General features: G+C 63.1%; 19 protein-coding genes. All 19 read left to right on the forward strand.

The window, feature by feature from the left end:
* The first annotated feature begins 30 nt into the window (after positions 1–30).
* The 19 genes from OOZ53_RS20335 to OOZ53_RS20425 all read left to right on the forward strand — a co-directional run bounded on the left by OOZ53_RS20335 (position 31) and on the right by OOZ53_RS20425 (position 21,191).
* Entirely contained in the window at positions 31–1,086 is a 1,056-nt protein-coding gene (locus OOZ53_RS20335; RefSeq protein WP_271091562.1) for an iron-containing alcohol dehydrogenase, read from the forward strand.
* A gap of 166 nt (positions 1,087–1,252) precedes the next feature.
* Positions 1,253–2,023, forward strand: a complete 771-nt coding sequence (locus tag OOZ53_RS20340; RefSeq protein WP_333780606.1) for a helix-turn-helix domain-containing protein — start codon at positions 1,253–1,255, stop codon at positions 2,021–2,023.
* 112 nt (positions 2,024–2,135) lie between these two features.
* Positions 2,136–3,149, forward strand: a complete 1,014-nt coding sequence (locus tag OOZ53_RS20345) for a branched-chain amino acid ABC transporter permease (RefSeq protein WP_271091564.1) — start codon at positions 2,136–2,138, stop codon at positions 3,147–3,149.
* Between the two features lie 3 nt (positions 3,150–3,152).
* Entirely contained in the window at positions 3,153–4,220 is a 1,068-nt protein-coding gene (locus OOZ53_RS20350) for a branched-chain amino acid ABC transporter permease (protein WP_271091565.1), read from the forward strand.
* On the forward strand, positions 4,217–5,014 hold the full coding sequence (locus OOZ53_RS20355) for an ABC transporter ATP-binding protein (RefSeq protein ID WP_271091566.1): 798 nt from the start codon (positions 4,217–4,219) through the stop codon (positions 5,012–5,014). Before OOZ53_RS20350 ends, OOZ53_RS20355 begins: the two co-directional genes overlap by 4 nt.
* Positions 5,007–7,211 (forward strand): ABC transporter permease, encoded by a 2,205-nt coding sequence (locus tag OOZ53_RS20360; protein ID WP_271091567.1) that lies wholly within the window; start codon positions 5,007–5,009, stop codon positions 7,209–7,211. The genes OOZ53_RS20355 and OOZ53_RS20360 overlap by 8 nt, the downstream gene beginning before the upstream one ends.
* The gene (locus OOZ53_RS20365) at positions 7,208–8,035 is read left to right on the forward strand and encodes a phosphoenolpyruvate hydrolase family protein (protein ID WP_271091568.1); all 828 of its coding nucleotides are present in this window, start codon (positions 7,208–7,210) and stop codon (positions 8,033–8,035) included. Before OOZ53_RS20360 ends, OOZ53_RS20365 begins: the two co-directional genes overlap by 4 nt.
* Before the next feature lie 23 nt (positions 8,036–8,058).
* On the forward strand, positions 8,059–11,028 hold the full coding sequence (locus OOZ53_RS20370) for a flotillin family protein (RefSeq protein WP_271091569.1): 2,970 nt from the start codon (positions 8,059–8,061) through the stop codon (positions 11,026–11,028).
* Positions 11,029–11,466: an SRPBCC family protein gene (locus OOZ53_RS20375; protein WP_271091570.1), complete on the forward strand. Its 438-nt coding sequence runs from the start codon at positions 11,029–11,031 to the stop codon at positions 11,464–11,466.
* An 8-nt stretch (positions 11,467–11,474) separates the two neighbouring features.
* Entirely contained in the window at positions 11,475–11,918 is a 444-nt protein-coding gene (locus OOZ53_RS20380) for an SRPBCC family protein (RefSeq protein WP_271091571.1), read from the forward strand.
* On the forward strand, positions 11,915–12,712 hold the full coding sequence (locus OOZ53_RS20385; RefSeq protein ID WP_271091573.1) for an FAD binding domain-containing protein: 798 nt from the start codon (positions 11,915–11,917) through the stop codon (positions 12,710–12,712). Before OOZ53_RS20380 ends, OOZ53_RS20385 begins: the two co-directional genes overlap by 4 nt.
* Positions 12,712–13,188: a (2Fe-2S)-binding protein gene (locus OOZ53_RS20390; protein WP_271091574.1), complete on the forward strand. Its 477-nt coding sequence runs from the start codon at positions 12,712–12,714 to the stop codon at positions 13,186–13,188. Before OOZ53_RS20385 ends, OOZ53_RS20390 begins: the two co-directional genes overlap by 1 nt.
* Positions 13,185–14,873: a xanthine dehydrogenase family protein molybdopterin-binding subunit gene (locus OOZ53_RS20395; RefSeq protein WP_271091575.1), complete on the forward strand. Its 1,689-nt coding sequence runs from the start codon at positions 13,185–13,187 to the stop codon at positions 14,871–14,873. The genes OOZ53_RS20390 and OOZ53_RS20395 overlap by 4 nt, the downstream gene beginning before the upstream one ends.
* Positions 14,873–15,928 carry a xanthine dehydrogenase family protein molybdopterin-binding subunit gene (locus tag OOZ53_RS20400; RefSeq protein WP_271091576.1) on the forward strand — a complete coding sequence of 352 codons (1,056 nt, stop codon included), beginning with the start codon at positions 14,873–14,875 and terminating at the stop codon, positions 15,926–15,928. Before OOZ53_RS20395 ends, OOZ53_RS20400 begins: the two co-directional genes overlap by 1 nt.
* Positions 15,928–16,809 carry an AAA family ATPase gene (locus OOZ53_RS20405; RefSeq protein ID WP_271091577.1) on the forward strand — a complete coding sequence of 294 codons (882 nt, stop codon included), beginning with the start codon at positions 15,928–15,930 and terminating at the stop codon, positions 16,807–16,809. The genes OOZ53_RS20400 and OOZ53_RS20405 overlap by 1 nt, the downstream gene beginning before the upstream one ends.
* Complete coding sequence (locus OOZ53_RS20410) at positions 16,806–17,915, forward strand: vWA domain-containing protein (RefSeq protein WP_271091578.1); 1,110 nt, start codon at positions 16,806–16,808, stop codon at positions 17,913–17,915. Before OOZ53_RS20405 ends, OOZ53_RS20410 begins: the two co-directional genes overlap by 4 nt.
* 70 nt (positions 17,916–17,985) lie before the next feature.
* Entirely contained in the window at positions 17,986–18,837 is an 852-nt protein-coding gene (locus tag OOZ53_RS20415; RefSeq protein WP_271091579.1) for an N-acyl homoserine lactonase family protein, read from the forward strand.
* Between the two features lie 4 nt (positions 18,838–18,841).
* Positions 18,842–20,422 (forward strand): isochorismatase family protein, encoded by a 1,581-nt coding sequence (locus OOZ53_RS20420; protein ID WP_271091580.1) that lies wholly within the window; start codon positions 18,842–18,844, stop codon positions 20,420–20,422.
* A 22-nt stretch (positions 20,423–20,444) separates the two neighbouring features.
* A complete protein-coding gene (locus OOZ53_RS20425; protein ID WP_271091581.1) occupies positions 20,445–21,191 on the forward strand; it encodes an SDR family NAD(P)-dependent oxidoreductase in 747 nt (248 codons plus the stop codon).
* Positions 21,192–21,257 lie beyond the last annotated feature (66 nt).

A 21,257-nucleotide genomic window follows, 5' to 3' on the forward strand; every position in this document is an offset into this window, starting at 1 on the left:
GCATCCAACGCGATTTCGTGGTTAGTCGAAATGTCGCTGATACAACTTGTATCTCGTATCCACTTTGCCGACAGTGTGCTTGAGGATGCGCTGCCCGACGCCATCAAACGCCTGAAGGCAAGCCGGCCCCTTATTCTGACCGATGAGGATGGGCGGACCGGCGATAGGCTGGAACGGCTGTTTGATGCGCTCCCCGCCGACTGCGTGCCGGAAGTCTTTCCGAATCTTCCGATCCATCCCGACAAATCTGAATTCGAGCAGGCAGTGCGCTCCCTCAAGGCGGCACGTTGCGACGTGATCATCTGCCTGGGCGGTATCGCCGCACTGGATTTCGGACGCTTTCTGGCCGCGTCGCAAGACTGCGGGTGCCTGCCCGTCATCGCGGTGCCGAGTACGGCGGCCAATGTCGGCCTGGGACCTGTTCACCGACCGGGCCTTGGCAATGCCGGCCGCGTCGAACCGCCGGCCTCGGTCCTGTGCGATCCGACACTGACGCTCGACACGTCGCCTGAGCGCACCGCCGCCCATGGGTTCGACGCACTGACCCATTGCATTGAGGCGTTTCTTGCGACGGCCTTCAACCCGCCGGCAGACGGCATGGCGCTCGAAGGCATCCACCGTTCGACCCTGTATCTGGAACGCGCCGTTGCCGATGGGGAGGATCTGGAGGCGCGGCGGGAGCTGCTCGCCGTGGCGCTCAATGCGGGTCTAGCGGCGCAAAAGGGGCTCGGCGGCGTCGAGGCGCTGGCCCGCGCAGCGGATGGCGAATGCGGCGTCGCCGACCGACACGGCGCTCTCAATGCGGCCCTTCTTCGGCCCGTATTGAATTTCAATGCACCGGCCGTCGGCAATCGTTACGCGCGCATCGCCGCGGCCATGAATCTTTCACCCGGCGCGGATGTGACAGGCGCCCTCGTCGATCTCGGGCGGCGCATCGGGCTGCCCGACCGGATCGGTCCCGTGTGGAGCGGCGCAAATCCGCTGCAACAGGTCGCCAAGTGGGCGGCAGCCGATCCGGCGAACCAAACGAATCCGCGCCATGCAACGCCGGACGACTATGTCTCGCTCCTTCAGGAAGCCATGTGATGCTGAGAAATGCCAGGACGGCAACGGATTTGTCAAAATCTATTAATGGGTTATATTTCGCCAACCAAAGTAACTTAAGAAAAATTGAGGGAGGAGTGTGAGTACAGCGATCGCCGTGTTTCACGGTGCCTTCGGCCGTGTCTGCCTTTATTCCATGGATCGCCGGATGGCGCCTCATGGGCACCGGGAAGGTCACCTGATATTCCATGTCCAAGGACCACCGGCGCAGATGGTGGTGGAAGACAAGGTGTGGCCATTGTCTGCCGGTCAGGCTGTGGCCATCAGCCCGTGGCAAGGGCACTATTATGAACCCTTGTTATCCGATACGCCGACCCTGGCTCTGGTGATGTATATTCGTCCGGATTGGTTTCTGGAGGCTGCGAGACAGGTTTCGGCCTCAATGCAGTTCGGGCGTGTCGGCATAGAGGTAACCGACTATCTGATGCGGATGGTGGTGGAAACCGCCAATGTCATGCTCGATCCGGATATCGATGACCCGCTGATTGAAGACCGGCTGTGTTCCTTGACCCAGGCAGCGTTTGATCAATCCTGGCAGTGGACGGAAAGCGGCCCGGTCTTTACCGGGGCGAGACGTACCGCACATGATTTTCGCATTCGCAAGGCGCTGCGTCTGCTTCGGGACCATGTTGGCGATGATCTGGAGCTCAATAACGTCGCCAGTGAAGTTGGTCTGTCCAGGCCGCACTTTTACAAGCTTTTCAGGGCGCATGTGGGCCTGACGCCAAATCTTTATCTGAACGCGTTGCGCATGGAACGCGCAATCGATCAGCTTGCCCAAACCCGTGCCGCAGTCGCCGATATCGGTTATGATCTGGGCTTTTCCAGTCAGGCGAGTTTCTCGCGCTTTTTCATCTCCAATGGCGTTGTCCCTCCTTCAGCATACCGCCGCTGTGTGCATTCTGTTGAACCGGCGTGAATATGCGGCAACGGCATGCGTTTTGCCGACGTTCGGCGCAATGAACAGACTGTCGGGTATGCCGCGGGGTCGGCGACCGGTTTAGGGTACAGTCAGGAGGAACGGCGCGCCCATGCCAGTTTTTTTTGAAAAGCACCCCATCTGGTCGCTGCTCATCGCCATTGTTGTCGCGGTGGTTCTGTGGCTGATTTTCGCGCCATGGCCGCCGGGCCTTGTCGAGGTGCTTGGCCGCAAACGGGTATTCCTGAACGCAACGTTCGGCGGCATCACGCTTGGAGCGCTCTATTTCCTCGTGGCGTCCGGCTTCACGCTGATTTTCGGCCTGATGCGCAATGTCAATCTGGCCCATGGCTCGCTCTACCTGCTTGGCGGCTATATCGGCTTTGAGGTCTCGGAGGCGACGGGCTCCTGGCTGATCGCCTTCCCGGTCGTGTTTGTCATTGTCGCCGTTCTTGGCATGCTGCTGCAGCACCAGGTTTTCCGCCGCATGGAGGGCGAGGAACTGCGCCAGACGATGGTGACGATCGGACTGTCCGTCGTGCTCGCCGATCTGATGCTGTGGTGGTGGGGCGGCCAGAGCTATACGATTTATTCACCGGACTGGTTGTCCGGCCCAGTCACGCTGCCCATCGTTTCAACCGTCCGGGAATCGGGCGACATCATCTACCTGCGCTATCCCGCCGTGCGCATTGCGATCCTGGTGGCCGCCATTGCCCTCGGGGTCGGCATGTGGCTGCTCCTGAACCGCACCCGGCTCGGCATGCTGATCCGCGCCGGCGTCGACGATCGCGAGATGCTCGCTGCCTCCGGCGTACGCATCCAGTATGTATTCCTGGCTGTTTTCGCCTTTGGCGCGGGTCTGGCAGGGATAGCTGGAATTGTCGGAGGCACATTCCAGTCGCTGAGCCCCGGCGAGGACACGCGGTTTCTGCTCGCATCGCTCGTGGTCGTCATCGTCGGCGGCATGGGATCGATCCCGGGCGCGGCGATCGGCGCGCTGGTGATCGGGCTGTCCGAGCAACTGGGCCTCGTTTATGCGCCCACCTATTCGGTTGTCTTCACATTCCTGATCATGGCCGGTGTGCTCGCATTCCGTCCCCAGGGTCTCCTGGGCAGGACGAGGTAGGCCATGGCGGTGATCGACAATACGGACCGTTCCACGGCTCCGGAAAAGGCGTCGCCAGGCTGGTTCGAGAGCGTACCGACGGCCGCCTGGGCGCTCGCTGCGATCATGCTGATCATGCCGTTATTGGCCAATGATTTTATCCTGTTTCAGGTGTTCGGCTGGACATTCATCCTCGGCATGATTGCTCTGTCGCTGATGTTCCTGGCCGGCTATGGCGGTATGGTCAGCCTCATCCAGATGTCGGTGGCGGCGCTCGGCGGCTACATGGTCGCCATCTTCGGCACGTCCGGCATGACGGATATCAGCATCGGCCTGCCGTGGTGGGTGTTCATCCCGATTGCCATCGTGGTCGCGACGATATTCGGCACCATCGTCGGAGCTTTGGCCGTCCGCACCGAAGGCATCTACACCATCATGATCACGCTGGCGATCGCCTCGGCCTTCTTCTATTTCACGCGCCAGAACTACGCGATTTTCAACGGTTATTCGGGCTTCAACCTCATCGTGCCGCCACAGCTTTTCGGCGTCGACTGGCGCTCGCCCATGCCGTTCTATTATCTGACTCTGGTCTGCGCCGTGCTCAGTTATCTGCTGGTTGTCTACGTGTCGCGTTCACCGTTCGGCCTCGCCCTGCAGGGCATTCGCGACAATCCGAGACGCATGGCGGCGCTGGGCTATAACGTCACCGCCCATCGTATCGCGGCCTACGCCTTCGCAAGCGCCATCGCCTCCGTCGGCGGCATCCTGCTGGTCTGGCAAAACGCGCAGATTTCGCCCGGCACGGCCGGCATCCCTGCAGTCATCGACATTCTGGTCATCGCCGTCATCGGCGGCATCGGCCGGCCGATCGGACCATTCATCGGCGCACTTATCTATGTGCTCCTGCGGACATTCTCGCCGGATGTCCTGACGACGTTCGGCATGTCGGGCGAACGGTTCAAATTGCTGATCGGTCTCGGCTTCCTGGCGCTGGTCTTCTGGTCGCCTGACGGTGTTCTGGGCATGTGGGATCGCTGGAAAGCGCGCCGCGCCCGCCGCGCCGACCCGTTGACCGGGGAGACGGAAACATGAGCGCGCTCGCCGTAACGGAACCCGCAGGTCGGCTGGAATCGGTCTCAACCGGCAGCGCGCTTGAATTGCGCGGCATTACCAAGATGTTCGGCGCGCTGGCGGCAATCGCCGATGTCACCATGACCGTCCAGTCCGGTGAGCGCCGCGCCGTTCTGGGTTCCAACGGCGCCGGCAAGACAACCCTGTTCAATTGCGTCACCGGTGACTTTCTGCCCACCAGCGGCACCATTCGCCTGTTCGGCGAGGATGTGACGACCTTCCCGGCGCATGAACGGGTTCGGCGCGGACTGAGGCGCACATACCAGATCAGCTTGCTGTTCGGGGGGCTGACGGTTGCCGACAATGTGTATCTGGCCTGCCGTGGCGTCTCTCGCGGCCGCTTTTCGCTGCTGCGTCCACGGCGGGGGGATCCGCTGCTGCACCGCGCCGAAGAACTGATCGACGCGGTCAATCTGAGCGAATCGGCCGGCACATTGGTCGCCGAACTCAGCTATGGTCAGCAAAGACAGCTTGAGATCGCGCTTGCCCTTGCCGGTGCGCCGCGGCTGATCCTGTTCGATGAGCCCGCTGCCGGTCTTTCACCGACGGAACGCGCCGAGCTCATCCGCATTCTGACCAGCCTGCCCGGCCATATCGGTTATGTCATCATCGAGCACGACATGGATGTCGCGCTCCGCGTCGCCGAAAGCGTGACGATGATGCACAATGGACGCGTTTTCAAGGAAGGCACGCCCGAAGAGATCGAAAACGATCCCGAGGTCCAGGCACTATATCTGGGGGGCGGCCATGGCTGAGCGGCGCGGCGCCCCTGCCCTCGAAATTCGCGGGCTGAATGTCTATTACGGTGCCTCCCACGCACTGCAGGGTGTCGACTTGCGGCTTGACGGCGGCGTTCTTTCCGTCGTCGGCCGCAACGGCATGGGCAAAACCACGCTTTGCAAGGCGATCATGGGGCTCGTGCCCGTCACATCCGGCTCCATCAGCTTTGCCGGGCAATCGCTGGTCGGCCTCAGCCCCACGGAAATCGCGCGGATGGGCATTGGCTATGTACCACAGGGCCGCCGGCTATGGCCTTCATTGAGTGTCGATGAGCACCTCAGCATGACCGAGGTGAAGGGCGGAGCCTGGACCGTGGAGCGGGTCTATTCGGCCTTTCCGCGCCTTGCGGAGCGGAAAAACAATGGCGGCGGCCAGCTGTCCGGCGGCGAGCAGCAGATGTTGGCCATCTCGCGCGCCCTGCTTTCCAACCCGCGGCTGCTGGTGATGGATGAACCGACCGAGGGCCTTGCCCCGGTCATCGTCGACCAGATCGAGGAGATGCTGCTGCGGCTCGCTGAGGACGGCGAGGTCGAGGTTCTGGTGATCGAGCAGAATATCGGTGTGGCCTGTGCCGTTGCCGAGACCGTGGCGGTCATGGTCAACGGACGCGTCAGCCGCCGGGCGGCGGCGGCGGAACTTGCAAACGACCTCGACCTTCAACAGCGCCTGCTCGGCGTTGGTCGCCACGCGCATGACGACACGCCGGAAACCGGTGAAGCCGAGCCCGGTGTCAACGGGCACGGCGACGGAGAATCGGCACAAGCCGGAACTGTGCATGCCGCAAAGATCTATCAGTCCAATCCCAAGCCGCCGACACGTTGGTCCCAGCCCGTGCCGGTCGTGCAGCTCGAGCGCCTGGCACGTGTTGCGACAACGGCCGCAAGCCGGCCGACGTCGACCGCCGACCAGATAGAGATCCATTCGCTTGCGGCGCCGGGCCAGAATGTGATCCTCGTGGCCGGCACGATGGACACCAAGGGCAACGAGTTGCGTTACATGCGCGATATTATCCGCGCGGCCGGTCTGCCCGTGAGGTTGGTTGACCTGTCGACAACAAATGGACACAGCGGCGCCGAAGTGCCGGCCCATCAGATTGCCGCCTTTCACCCCCGCGGCGCCTCGGGCGTGTTCACCGGCGATCGCGGACAGTCGGTTGCGGGCATGACCCTGGCGTTTGCCCGCTGGATTGCGCGCCAGCAGGGCATCGCCGGCATCCTTTCGGCCGGCGGCTCCGGCGGCACTGCAATTGTCGCACCGGCCATGCGCGCCCTGCCCGTGGGCGTGCCGAAACTGATCGTTTCGACGGTCGCCTCGGGCGAGGTCTCGAAATATGTCGGCCCCGCAGACATCATGATGATGCACTCGGTCGCCGATGTGCAGGGCCTCAATGTGTTGACCGAAGAAGTCCTCGGCAATGCCGCCCATGCCATGGTCGGCATGGTGGAGGCGCGCCGAACAGCCAAGCCGAAACCGGCAACCAAACCAGCCATAGCTCTGTCCATGTTCGGCGTCACCACGCCGGCCGTGCAGCAGATTACGGCAAAACTCGAAGACGACTATGACTGCCTGGTTTTCCACGCCACCGGCATCGGCGGCCAGTCGATGGAAAAACTGGTCGATTCAGCCAAGGTGACCGGCATCATCGACATCACCACCACGGAAATCTGCGACATGATGGTGGGCGGCGTTTTCCCGGCCACGGAAGACCGTTTTGGCGCGATCATACGGAGCAAGATGCCCTATATCGGCTCCGCCGGCGCGTTGGATATGGTGAATTTCGGCGCGCGTGACACGGTGCCTGAAAAGTTCCGCAGCCGCACCCTCTACGAGCACAATCCGCAAGTCACCCTCATGCGGACAACGCCCGAAGAATGTGCCGAGTTTGGCCGATGGATCGGCGGGCGACTGAACGAAATGGAAGGCCAGGTGCGGTTCTTCCTGCCGGAAGGCGGCGTGTCGGCACTTGATGCTCCCGGGCAACCTTTCCACGATCCGGCGGCAGACAAGGCACTCTTCGATACTCTCGAGGCAACCGTTCGCCAAACGGCGGCGCGCCAGTTGGTCCGCGTACCGCATCACATCAATGACCCAGAATTCGCGGCCACCATCGTTGCAGCCTTCCGCTCGCTGCATGGCGGCGCGCCACTTCGCAAAAGGCAGGCCCGAAAATGATACCACGCAAGGACCTATTGGAGCGCTTTCGCGCCATGATCGCCGGCGGCGAGCCGATCATCGGCGGCGGCGCGGGAACGGGACTGTCCGCCAAATGCGAGGAGGCCGGCGGTATCGACCTCATCGTCATCTACAATTCGGGCAGATACCGGATGGCCGGACGCGGAAGCCTCGCGGGTCTCATGCCTTATGGCGATGCCAATGCCATTGTCCTGGAGATGGCAGGCGAAGTGCTGCCGGTGGTCAAATCGACACCGGTCCTGGCGGGTGTTTGCGCCACGGACCCGTTCCGGCTGATGGATGTGTTCCTGGACGAGCTCAAGCGCGTCGGTTTCTCCGGTGTCCAGAATTTCCCCACCGTCGGCCTGATTGACGGCACGTTTCGTGCCAATCTCGAGGAAACCGGCATGGGCTACGGCCACGAGGTCGACATGATCACCAAGGCGCGCGAGCGCGACATGCTGACGACACCTTACGTCTTTGACGAAGACAGCGCCGCGGCGATGGCCGGTGCGGGCGCGGATATCATTGTCTGCCATCTCGGCCTTACCACGGGCGGCGCCATCGGTGCGGAAACCGCCCTGAAGCTGGAGGATTGCCCGGCGCTGGTCGATGCATGGGCCGAGGCCGCACTGAAGGTCAACAAGGATGCGATCATCCTTGTGCATGGCGGTCCGGTGGCGATGCCGGACGATGCGGAATTCATTTTGAAGAACAGCGTGACTTGCCACGGCTTTTACGGCGCCTCCTCCATGGAGCGCCTGCCGACGGAAGTCGCGATGACAGAGCAGACCCGCGCTTTCAAGCGCATCAACGGCCGCTGACACGAGCGGCAGGGGAGGAACAAATGACCGGACAGATAATCGGAGAGCTGATCCTGTGGCTGATCTTGGCGGTGATCGTCATCGCCATTGTCTACTGGGTCATGCAATGGTTGTATCGCCGCTCAACCAAAGAGGTTGCCTTCGTGCGGACCGGTTTCCTGGGCGAGAAAGTCGTCATCGACGGCGGCGCATTTGTCTGGCCGATCATCCACGACATCACGCCGGTCAACATGAACACGCTGCCTTTGGGGGTCAGCCGCACCAAGGACACGGCGCTGATTACCAAGGACCGCATGCGCATCGACGTGGAGGCCGAATTCTATCTGCGTGTGCGCCAGACCCGCGAGGCGGTCGCCATGGCGGCTGCGACGCTCGGCCGCCGGACACTGGAGGCCGAAAACCTGCACGGGCTGCTTTCTGGCAAGTTCGAGAGTGCGCTGCGCGCCGTGGCTGCCGAGATGGACATGGCCGAGGTTCATGAAAACCGCCATGCCTATGTGGAACGCGTCAGGCAGCTTGCCCAGGAGGACCTCGAAAAGAACGGTCTCGAGCTGGAATCCGTTGCGATCATCGATATCGACCAGACGGCTCTTGAATATTTCAACCCGTCAAACCGCTTCGACGCGGAGGGCCTGACCTCGTTGATCAAGGACATCGAGGAACGCCGCAAGCTGCGCAACGACATCGAGCAGGAAACGATGATCAAGATCAGATCGCGCAACCTGGAAGCCGAGAAACAGGCACTCGATATCGAACGCGAGAGCGAGGCTGCGCGCCTTGCCCAGGAGCGCGATGTCGAATTCCAGCGCGCTCAGCAGCGTGCCGAACTGGCGCGCGAGCGCGCCGAGCGCGAAACCGAGGCGGAAAGTGCACAGATCACGGCCCGCGAGGCGATCGAGAAGGCGCGGATCGAAAACGAACGGTCCATTGCCGAAGCGCGTATTGCCTCCGAGCGCGAAGTGCGCGCCCGCGAGATCGCACGGCAAAAGGATATCGAGACCGAGGAGATCACTGCACGGGAAACCACCGAGACCACCCGCATCCTTCAGGAACGCGCCATCCAGGAAGCGCGGATCGCCAACGAAAAAGAAACCCAGGCGCTCGAGATCGCCCGCCAGAAGGAAATCGAAGCCGAGGAAATCGCGGCCCGCGAGGCCACCGAACGTGCCCGCATTGCCCAGGAAAAAGCTGTCGCCGAGGCCCGTATCGCCAAGGATCGGGAAACGCAGGAACTGGAGATTGCCCGACAGAAGGCAGTCCGGGCCGCCGAGATCGAAGCCAACGAAGCCAATGAGAAACGGCGCATGGCGCAGGATCTTCTCCTGGCGCAGACGCGCATCAAGGGCGAAGAAGACATCAAGCAGCGCGAAATTGCCCAGCAAAAATCGCTCGACGAGGCCGAGATCACCTCGCGCGAGGCGGTCGAGAGGCTGCGCATCATTGAGGCTGCGGCGGTGTCGGAAGCCCGCATCGGCGAAGATCAGCGGGTCCGGGAACTGGAAATTGACCGCAAGAAGGCTGTTGAGGCCGCCGAGATCGCGGCATCGGAAGCCGTCGAGGCAGCCCGCATCGCACGCGAGAAGGAAATCGCGGCAACACGCATCGCCGCGGATGAGGAAACCCAGGGCCGCGAAATCGCCCGCAATCAGGCCATCGATGCAGCACGCATTGCAGCGGACGAGGCGGTCGAGCAGGCCCGCATCGCTCAGCAGCGGACGGTCGAGGCCGAGCGCATCGCCGCCGAACAACTGGTACGGGCCCGTGAAATTGCCCGCGAAGAAGAACTGGAGGCGGCAGAGATCGACCGTCGCGAGGCCGTCGAGAAAAAGCGGGTTGCAACGGAGCTCGCACTCGAGGAAGACCGCATTTCCAGCCAGCGCACGCGCGAGGTCATCGAGATCGAGCGCAAGCGTGCCGTCGAGGAAGCCGATGAGCAGCGCATCGTCGCGCTGGCCGCGATGAAGGCCGAACGTGCTGCCGCGGAAGCGGATGTCAAACAGGCCGAAATCGCGGCGGAACGTGACGTCGAAACCGCGCAAGTCGGCCGGGAGAAAGCCGTGGAGGCTGCCCGGATCGAACGCAAGCGTTCGGTCGAGCAGCTGGAGATCGCACGCATGCAGGCGCTGCGCGAAGCCGAAATCGCCAGCCAGGAAGAGATCGTACGCGCCCAGGTCGCCTCGGATCGCGGGCTCGACGAAGTGCGCATCGGGCAGGAAACCGAGCGCCGCCGCCTCGAAGTCGAGCGCGAACTGACCGTCGAAACGGTGCAGATGGAAAAGGCGATCGCGCTATATCGCAAATCGCTTGACGAAAGCGCGGCCCGCGTCGAGGCGGAAGCGGCTCGCGCCCAGGCCGCCGCAGCCGAAGAAAAGGTCGTCACGGCCCGCGAAACGGAAGCCGCCAACCGTCGCAAGTCGGTCGACGTGCTGATGGCCGAAAAGGCGGCCGCGGAGGCCAAGCATATCGCCGAAGCGGAAAAGCTGCGCAGCACGGTCGAGGCCGAGGCGCAGCGGCTGATCAACGAGGCGGAAAATGTGCTGACGGACCCGGCGCGCGCATCGCTGTTCCGCCGCAAGCTGCTCGAGCATGTCGAAGGGATCGTTTCGGCCAGCGTCAAGCCGCTCGAAAAGATCCAGGACATCCGGATCATGCAGCTCGATGGCGTGACCGGTCATGGCCACGGTCACGGCGACGCCAGCGGCTCGCCGACCGACGAGGTGATCAATTCGGCACTGCGCTACCGCGTGCAGGCGCCGCTGATCGACAGCCTGCTCGCCGATATCGGCATCGAGGGCAGCAACCTGGCCAAACAAGGGGGCCTGATCCGCGAAGCTTCCGACATGACGCGCGTTTCGGGTGAACTGGCGAAGCAGGCCGGTCGTGGCGATGGCGGCGGCAGCGGGGGCGGCGATGACGGCGGAGGCGGATCGACTCCCCGCTCCGGCCGCGGCAAGTCAAGAAGCAGCAAGACGTCCGGCGGAGGCAAGTCGTAAATGGCCAGGGTCTATATCTCCTCGGTGATCGACGTGCCGGCCGCCCGGGTCTGGGAACGCATCCGGGACTTCAACGGCCTGCCCCGGTGGCATCCGGCCATCCGGGACAGCCGGATCGAAAACGGCGAGCCTGCCGACAAGGTCGGCTGTGTCCGTGACTTCTACCTGCAGAACGGTGACCGCATCCGCGAACGGCTGCTGGGACTGTCCGACTACGACATGTTCTGCACCTATTCGATCCTCGAAAGCCCGATGCCGCTGACCGATTACATAGCCACGTTGCGGCTGACGCCGATTACCGATGGCGACCGCTGCTTTGCCGAATGGTCGGCAGAGTTCGAATGCGACGAGGCGGAAGAAGAAGGCCTGGTGACCGGCATCGGCAGTGATGTTTTCCAGGCCGGATTTTCCGCGCTCAAGCGGCAACTGGCGATTTGATCGAGACGATGGTCAAGGTAGTCAAAAGCACGATCCTGGAAGCACCCGTCGAAGCGGTGTGGGAGGTCTTGCGCGATTTCAACGGCCATGACCAGTGGCACCCGGCCGTAGCCGACAGCGAAATCGAGCACGGTCAGCCCTCCGACCGCGTGGGATGCGTGCGTCGCTTCCACCTGGCCGACGGGTCCGAATTGCGCGAGCAATTGCTGACAATGTCCGACATTGACATGGCCTTTTCCTATTGCCTGCTCGATACGCCCATACCGCTTTTGAACTATGTCGCCCATGTCCGGCTCGCTCCCGTGACCGACGGCGATATGACCTTCTGGCACTGGGAAAGCCGTTTTGACACACCGGCCGGACGCCAGCGCGAATTGGGCGAGATGGTGGCCGAGAATATCTACCAGGGCGGGTTCGATGCGATCCGCGAACATATGGGGCTGACGGCATGACCGTGGTGGAGACCTATCCAACCCTTGCAGAGGCCGCCCGCGCGATCGGCTCCGATGCCGCCTATATGGGCGGTGGAACGGTGATGATGCGCGAGGTCAATGCCGGTGAGGCGCCAGCGCGCCTGGTGCGTACGAACGATCCGGCGCTCGCCCAGATCAGGGCGGCGGGCGACGCCATTTCACTCGGCGCCGGTGTTACAATGTCTGCCATCCTGGCGGACTCCGGACTGGATTTCCTGCATCCGGTGGCGCGCCAGATCGGCAGCCCGCAGGTGCGCAATATGGGAACGGTCGGCGGCAACATTTTCTCGCCGCACCCCTATGGCGATTTCGCTGTCGCGCTTCTTGCCCTGGACGCGCGCGTGACCATGGCGGCCGGCGGTGCGCGGCCGATCGAAGAGTTGCTGCGCGGGCGGGACCATTCACCGGGTCTGGTGGCCTCCATAGACGTGCCGCGGCCGGCGCCTGGCGCTTTCGGCTTCAAAAAGGTCAGCCGTGTCAAACCCAAGGGGGTATCGGTGATAACGATCGCGGCGCTGGTCAATCGCACCGGCGGACGCGTGCAGAATGCACGCATAGCCTGGGGCGGCATGGGGCCGGGCCCGGTGCGCGGTGCCGCCGCCGAACGCGCCCTGCAAGGACAGATGATTGACGACGCGATGCTCGACCGCCTCGCCCGAACCGCCGCCGAAGGCCTCGATCCGCCGACCGACCCGCTTGCTTCGTCCTGGTATCGCCGGGAGGTGGCGGGCGTCCACCTGGCAAGGCTGCTACGATCCATGGAGGGCAGATGATGGCCAAGATGCCGGTGACACTCACACTCAATGGCATGGAGCGGGCCGGATTTGCCGATCCCGGTCAGAATCTGCTGGAATTCCTGCGCCGTGGGCTGGGTGACCTTTCTCCCAAATATGGCTGCGGTCAGGGCACGTGCGGCGCATGCACCGTGACGATCGACGGCGAGACGCAACTTGCCTGTCTGGTGCTGGCCGAAACCACCGAAGGTCGCACGGTCGGCACGGCCGCCGGGCTTGCGAACGGTGCCGAGCTTGATCCGTTGCAAACCGCCTTCATGGACCATTTCGCCGCGCAGTGCGGCTATTGCACACCGGGCATGCTGGTGTCCGCCCGGGCGTTGCTCGACCGCAACCCCAAGCCGACGCGCGAAGACATCATCGAGGCAATTTCCGGCAATCTGTGCCGCTGCACCGGATACGAGCCGATCATCGAGGCGATTCTCGCCGTTTCCGAAGGGAGGACCGGCCCATGAACGCCAGGACGGGCGGTTTTGAATTCCGCAAGGAACTGTTCGCCGATGAACGTGATGACGACCTGAACGAGATCGGCAAGCGCATTCGACGGCAGGACATTGAAGGCCATGTAACGGGCCGCTCTCCGTTTTACGATGACCACCTGTTCGACGGACTCCTGCACATGCGCTGCGTGCGCTCGCCGCATCACCACGCACGCATCGGCCGGATCGACACGGCCGAGGCGGAACGCATGCCGGGCGTGGTGCGGATCCTCACCGGAAAGGACGTGCCGCAAAATCTCAACACACTCTTGTCGCTGCTTGATTTCGGCCTCGACGACGAACCGGTGCTCTCCGTCGACAAGGCCGCCTACAAGGGCGAGCCGGTGGCGGCGGTGATTGCCCAGACGGAAGCCCAGGCGCGTGCGGCGGTCAAGGCGGTTCGTGTCGACTGGCAACCGCTGCCGCATGTCCTCGACCCTGAAGAAGCGCTAAAACCGGGCGCACCGACCGTGTGTGAAACCTATCCGGGCAACGCTTTCGTCTACCACGGCAAGTACGATCACCAGAAACTGCGTTACGGCGATGTCGAGGCGGCGCTGCGCCAGGCCGACCATATTGTCGAAGGCCGCTACCAGATGTCGCCGATCGAGCAGGCCCCGATTGAAACCTGCGGCGCGATCTCGGCGCCCGAGCAAAACGGCCGCTGGGTCTGCTACACCGGCACACAGGCCCTGTTTTTCTCGCTCGGCACGGCGTCAAAGGTACTCAATCTGCCCTCCTCCCGCATGCATTTCATCGGCGGCACGGTCGGTGGCGGCTTTGGCGGCAAGGTGGATTCGATCCACGAACCGCTTTCGATCCTCGGCGCGATGCTCACCGGCAGACCCTGCAAGTCGCAATGGGATCGCGAGGAGGAAATGCAGGTCGGAGCGCCGCGCGGCGCGGAGCGCTGGTACATCACCGATGGCGTGATGAATGACGGGCGCATCGTGGCGCGCAAGTTCACCGGCTATTTCGATGGCGGCGCCTATACGCGCCTGACGTCCTACGCGGTGATCAAAGGCGTCGGGCATCTGCCGGGCCCCTACACGATCCCCAACGTCTATGCGGATGCCTATTGCGTTTACACCAACCGCACGCCCGCGACCGCGATGCGCGGCTTCGGAATCACCGGTGTCGATTTCGCCATTGAAGCGCATATGGACAAGGTGGCCGAGACCGTCGGCATGAATCCGATTGAGCTGCGGATTCTCAACGCCTACCGCGACGGTGACATGAAAGCGCATCGGCGCGAGGCCAAGAACTGCGCCTTCATCGAATGCTGCCAGGTCGTCGCCGAAAAGGCAGGTGTCACGATTTCACCGGAGGCACGCGCTGCGTCCTCGAAGACGGGTGGCGGCGGGGAACGCGCGCGCCTGCCGGCCTTTACCGCCACCGACGAACACGGCCGGGTCGAAGGCTTTGAGTCAGGCTCTTATGCCCGTAAGGGCGGCGCACCTGCGGCGCCCGGCATTCCGGCCGAACTGACGCCGGATCGCCCCTCCCCGCCAACACTGCCAACGGCAAGACCGGTCGAAACGCCGCCTACCCCAGCACCGGCGCCCACTACACCAGACCAGGAAAAACCGGCAGCGCGGACACCGCAGCGGCGTTCGGGAGCGGTGCGGTTTTCCTCGATTTCCGGCTTCAGGAGGCGTTGATGGCTCTGCACCGCGGCCGCGGCTTTGCGGCAATCAACTACCCGATCGGCATGAACCTTGGCGGCGACCCGTCCCAGGCCCTCGTCCATTCCAACCCGGATGGAAAGTTCACGGTTGCCCTGTCGGCGATCGATCTCGGCCAGGGCATGAAATCCGTTACGCGCCAGATTGCCGCCGAAACGCTGGGCGTACCGATTGCGGATGTTTATGTCGACACCGCCGACAGCGACACCGGCCCGCACGATATGGGTTCCTTTGCCAGCCGCGGCACGCACCGCATGGGCAATGCGGTGATCATGGCCGCCAAGGAAGCGCGCTCGGTGATGCTGGAAGCCGCGGCCGAAGAACTTGAAGTCGACGCCAGCGATCTGGTCACCGACGGCAAGGGCAATATCCATGTGCGCGGTGCACCGTCACGCACGATCACCACCATGGCGGCCGCGCAGGCGGCGCAGTTCAAACAGGGCCGCACCATTGCCGGCCGCGGCATTTTCCTGATCCCCCTGTCCGATGTCAATCCGGAAACCGGCGAGATGTCACCGGTGACCACATTCGCTCATGCTGCCTTGCTGGTCGAAGTCGAGGTGGACGACGAGACCGGCGAAGTCGCGGTCACAGACATGCAGTCGGCCTATGAAGTCGGACGCGCGCTCAATCCGGGCCTCGTCGAACAGCAGTTGCGCGGCGGCGCCTGGATGGGCATGAGCCACGCCGCCTGGGAGACGACCGAACCCTATTATCCGGACCGCGATCACGGCGCCGTGGACTTCAATCATTATCTGATGCCGGGGCCCGGCGATCTGGCGCCGCATCATATATCGGTTCTGGAGCGGCCGGCGGCCGATGGTCCTTTCGGAGGCAAGGGACCGGGCGAAATGTGTGCCAACCCTGTCCTGCCGGCGGTTGTCAACGCGGTTTACGACGCGGTCGGCGTGCGCATCGACGAACTGCCGGTCACGCCCGAAAAGGTTCTGCGCGGGATCAAGGCCAAAGGTGGAGCCAGACCCCGGCAGGCAATCCAGAGCGCATCTTCAGCAAAACAGGAAAATTTCTAGTGCCGATCCGCCGCCTGCCAGCCGGCCTGGACGGCCCGGACCCGCTCGCCGACGCATTGCGCGATGCGCAATACATCGCGTCGGAAGGGCTGGCGACGGCAGCATTCCTGGCCTTGACGCTGCAAAAACCGCTCCTGTTGGAAGGCTCGCCCGGAGTTGGCAAGACCGAGGCAGCCAAGGCCATTGCCTCGATCCTGGGGCGTGAACTGGTCCGCCTGCAATGTTACGAGGGCATCGATTCGGCGGCCGCCATGTATGAGTGGAATTTTCCCCGCCAAATGCTGGCCATCCGCCAGGCGGGCGACGATCACATCCATCTGTACGGCGATGAATTCCTCATCGCACGGCCGGTGCTTCTGGCCCTGCAAAACCCGCGCGAACGGGTGCTCCTCATCGATGAAATCGACCGCGCCGACCATGAATTCGAAGCGTTTCTGCTCGAGTTCCTGTCGGACTTCACGCTGTCCATTCCCGAACGCGGAACAATGCGTGCGCCGGAACCGCCGGTCGTTGTCCTGACCTCGAACCGCACACGGGAACTGCATGAAGCGCTCAGGCGCCGCTGCGTCTATCACTGGATCGACTATCCGGACCCGGTTCTCGAGGCTCAGATCGTGATGATGCGCGCCTCGATCGTTGCCGAGGACACGGCGCGCAAGGTCGTCGCCGCGGTCGGCCAATTGCGCGAAGAACCGCTGGCCAAACCCCCGGGCGTCGCCGAAACGGTTGAATGGGCGGAAGCGGCAACGCTATTGCACGGTCAGGGCGTTGCCTGGCCGCGTGCCTTTGCCCGCGCCATCGGCGTTGCCCTCAAGGACCAGGACGATCTGGCCTATATGGCTCCGCGCATCGACCAGATGCTTGAAAAGGTGACCGCATGATCGCCAGCCCTCTACCGCGGGCCATGGAGCCTTTTCTCGAGTTTGCCGTGGCATTGCGGCGGGCGGGCTTTGCCGCTGCTCCGGAACAGAGCGAGACCTTTATCGCATCGGTCGGTTTGCTTGGGCCTCGGGCGCTTGATGATGTCCGGCTTGCTGCCCACGCCGTGTTCGGCCCCGGCCCTGACCGGCGTACGGAATTCGACGCGGTGTTCGACACGGTCTTTCTCGGCCGCAGCTTCGCTGCACCGGCCGGGGGCCGTCCGGAGGACATGCCCGACGCCTTTGATGGCGGTGATTTCGACCTGATGCCCGAGGCGGATGAGGAAGATCCGTCCGGAGCAGATGCAACGCCGGCCGAGCGCCTTTACCAGCGCCAGCTTGCAGCCGGTGACGAGGACACGGCCTTGCGCGCCTTTGCCCGCCAGGCGCCCAATGCGCTTCCACGGCGCGTTTCGCGCCGCACCCGCGGCGGCAAGGGTCGGCTGCCGGATGCAAGGCGCACGTTCCGCGAGATGCTGCGCCGGGACGGCGAGATCATCGCGCTCCCGACCCGCACGAGGCGCCATCGGCAGCGGCGCGTCCTCATTCTTGTCGACGTTTCAGGATCCATGAAAGCCGGCACCGAGGGCAGCCTGCGCCTCGCCCACGCGCTGGTGCAGGCGGGCGAGCGCGTCGAGGCCTTCACGCTCGGCACGCGGCTTACCCGGGTCACACGCGCGCTGCGCCATCGCAACCGCGACCAGGCACTGCAACTGGCTTCCGGCCTTGTTGCGGACTGGGACGGCGGGACGCGTCTCGGCGAAGCGTTGGCGGTGTTTCTTTCGGTGCCGCGCTTTGCATCCTTCGCGCGCGGTGCACTCGTGGTGATCGTTTCCGACGGGCTCGAGCGCGGAGGGCCGGAAGTATTGCACGCGGCGATGACAAAACTGCGCGGCCTTGCCTGGTCGGTGCTCTGGCTGTCGCCGCTCGCAGGCGACCCGGCCTACCGCCCGGAAACCGAGGCGATGACCGCCATTCTGCCGTTGATCGATCGGCTCGGTGACGGTTCGAGCCCGCAATCTATCGCCCAAGAGGTCCTGCATTTTTCGAAGGGGGCACGGGCATGAACCAAAGACGGTTGAGAAGAGGATTGGCCACGGTCGGTGTGCCAGACAAGAAAGAGGGAAGGAAAACGTCATGAGTTTGGAAATCAGGGTGCTCGACTATGGGGATATCGAGCTGGAATCAAGCTTTCTTGTGCTCGGCCGCGACTGCGGGCGCACCAGACGCGTACCGGTCTACGGCTTTCTGATCCTGGGCGGCCAATATCCGATCGTCGTCGATACGGGCTACCGCGACAATGCCATCATGGAAACGCTCGGTATGCGCGGGCTCCAGTTCCACGAGAACATGATCGAGCGTCAACTGGACAATCACGGCGTCAAGCCGTCCGACGTTCGCTACGTTCTGCATACCCACCTGCACATCGACCATGCTGGCAAGGATGACCATTTTCCGATGAACACGACGGTGGTCATCAACCGGCGCGAGCTGGAATATTCGGTCTCCGGCCTGATGCATCCGCAATATCCGAAGCCAGACATCATGCACCTGGTGGAACGTTTGCATACGCCGGGCGCCTTGAGGCTGGAAGATCTGGAAATCTCGGGACCGGTCGAACTGATGCCCGGCGTCTTCCTCGAAGCAGCGGGCGCGCACACCGAAGGCTCGATGAATGTGCATGTCGACACCGCAGACGGCCGCGCGACGATCTGCGGCGATGTGATCTATGATTTCAACGACCAGATCATCAATCCCGTGCGCTCATTCGGTCCGGAAGAATACCAGGTGACCGGCAATCATGGCGGCTCCAAACGGGGCGAAAAGGGCGCGATGCGCAAGCTCATGCATTCAGGCGCCAAATATCTGCTGCCCGTCCACGACAAGCCGGCAAAGATTGAAAACGGCCAGGTTGTCGGCCGCCTCGACATGCAGATCCCGGGACCGGTGACCCAGTCCGTGCCGACACGCGACTGGTTCCCGGCATAATGCCATGGCGCACGAAGCTCTCGACCCCGACTTTCACCGCCTGATCGACGAACACGCGCCGGTGCGTCAGGCAGGCTCCGGTTTCACCTTTACCGAAGGGCCGATCTGGCATCCGGTAGACCACTATCTGTTGTTTTCCGACATGCCGGGCGATGTGCGCAGGCGGCTGGACCGCAGCGGCGTGCGCGAGGTCATGAACCCGTCCCACAAGGGCAACGGCATGACCTATGACACCGGTCTCAACCTGCTGGTCTGCGAACATGCCACATCCTGCGTGGCACGATTTGATCCGGACGGGCGCCGCGAGGTTCTTGCCAGCCATTTTGAGGGCCGTGAACTGAACTCGCCCAACGACATCTGCGTCAAGTCGGACGGCTCGATCTGGTTTACCGATCCATGGTACGGGCGCATGGCCGGCTATGGTGTCGAGCGTCCTCGGGAACTGGGCTGGCAGGGCGTCTTCCGCCTGCCCCCTGACCACAGGCCCGGCAACGAACCGCAACTGGTGGTGGACCGCTACACCTTCACAATGCCCAACGGCCTGTGCTTTTCGCCCGATGAAAGCCTGCTCTACATCAACGACACCGAGCAGGCCAATATTCGGGTTTACGATGTCGAGGGCGACCGGCTGAGCAATGGCCGCGTCTTTGCCTCAGGCATCAAGGACAGTCTGCTGCCAGGCGTTCCCGACGGCATGAAATGCGATGCCGAGGGCAATGTCTGGTGCACCGCACCGGGCGGGCTTTGGGTCTACAGCCCGGAAGGCAGGCTGATCGGTAAAGTATCGATCCCCGAATTGCCGGCCAATTTGCACTGGGGCGGCGCTGACTGGCGGACGCTTTATGTCTGTGCCACGACCAGCGTCTACGCAATTGATGTGAAAGTCGGCCCCCGCAATGAGCCTTTCATGCGCGCCCGTGGATCGCAGCCGGCAGGCCCGGCAGATTCCACTGCACCGACCGCAGACGAAACGTCAGGTCCGCTGAATCTGGATGCCAACCGCTTCGCACTGATCATCCAGGACATGCAAAATGACGTGGTCATGGAGGGTGGCGCGTTCGCCGAATCCGGCTCGCCCGGCCATTGCCGCGAACAGAACGCGATCGCCAATGTCGCCCGCCTTGCCGAAAAGTGCCGGCAGATGGGCGTGCCGGTCATCCACGTTCACTTCGTCGTACCGCCAGGTGCCCAGGGACTGACGCTGAATGCACCGCTGTTCGAGGGTGTGATCGACAACACCGCCCTTGTGCGCGGCACCTGGGGGGCGGCGGCCGTGCCGGGGCTCGAGCCGAAAGACGGCGATCATATCGTTGAAAAAATGCGCATGTCGGCCTGGGAAGGCACCAATCTGGAGACGATCCTGAAGGCTGAGGGGCGCGACATGATCATCGAGACCGGAGCGTGGACCAACATGTCGATCGAGCACACGGCGCGCACCGGCGCCGACAAAGGCTATTTCATGGTTATTCCGGAGGATGGCTGCTCGACGATGAACGCGGATTGGCACAACGCCTCCATCAATTACGCGCTGCAGAACGTGGCGCTGGTAACCCGCACCGACGACGTGATCGCGGCCCTGTCATAGAGCAAGCTGGAAGGATGAAGCCATGAACCGGTACGATCTCGATGGACAGGTTGCCGTTGTAACCGGTGGCGCGCAAGGCATCGGCCAGGCAGTAGCCAAACGCCTGCACGCTTCAGGCGCAACGGTGGTGCTTTGGGATCTCGACGCCAATCTTGCGGCCGACGCCGCCGCACAACTGGGCGACCGGGCCGAAGCAAGCGGCGCTGATGTTACCGACTACGATGCGATCGCTGCCCTCGCCGGAGACATTGCCGAGCGCCACGGGCGCATCGACATCCTCGTCAATTCGGCCGGCATTGCCGGTTCGAACGCGCCTGTGACGGATTATCCGGTCGCCGAATTTCACCAGATCGTGGCGGTCAACCTGCACGGTATCTTCCACTGTTGCCGTGCCGTTCTGCCTGCGATGGTGAAGAACGGCTATGGCCGCATCGTCAACATCGCTTCGGTCGCCGGCAAGGACGGCAACCCGAATGCCGGCGCCTATTCGGCCTCCAAGGCGGCGGTGATGGCCCTGACCAAGTCGCTCGGCAAGGAACATGCCGGTCAGGACATCGCGGTCAACTGCGTGACACCGGCGGCGGCACGCACGCGCATCTTCGACCAGATGAGCCAGGAACATATCGACTACATGTTGTCGAAAATACCGCGCGGGCGTTTTCTCGAAGTGGATGAAGCCGCCAACATGATCGTCTGGCTGTGCACGGCGGAGAATTCCTTCACCACAGGCGGCGTGTTCGACCTGTCCGGCGGTCGCGCCACCTACTGAACAGTCTGCCGATTGATTCCGATGCAGACCACCCGTGACGGGCGGTCGACGCACGACCTGTCTTTG

Source organism: Allohoeflea poritis, from assembly GCF_027889715.1.
Classification (GTDB): domain Bacteria; phylum Pseudomonadota; class Alphaproteobacteria; order Rhizobiales; family Rhizobiaceae; genus Hoeflea_A; species Hoeflea_A poritis.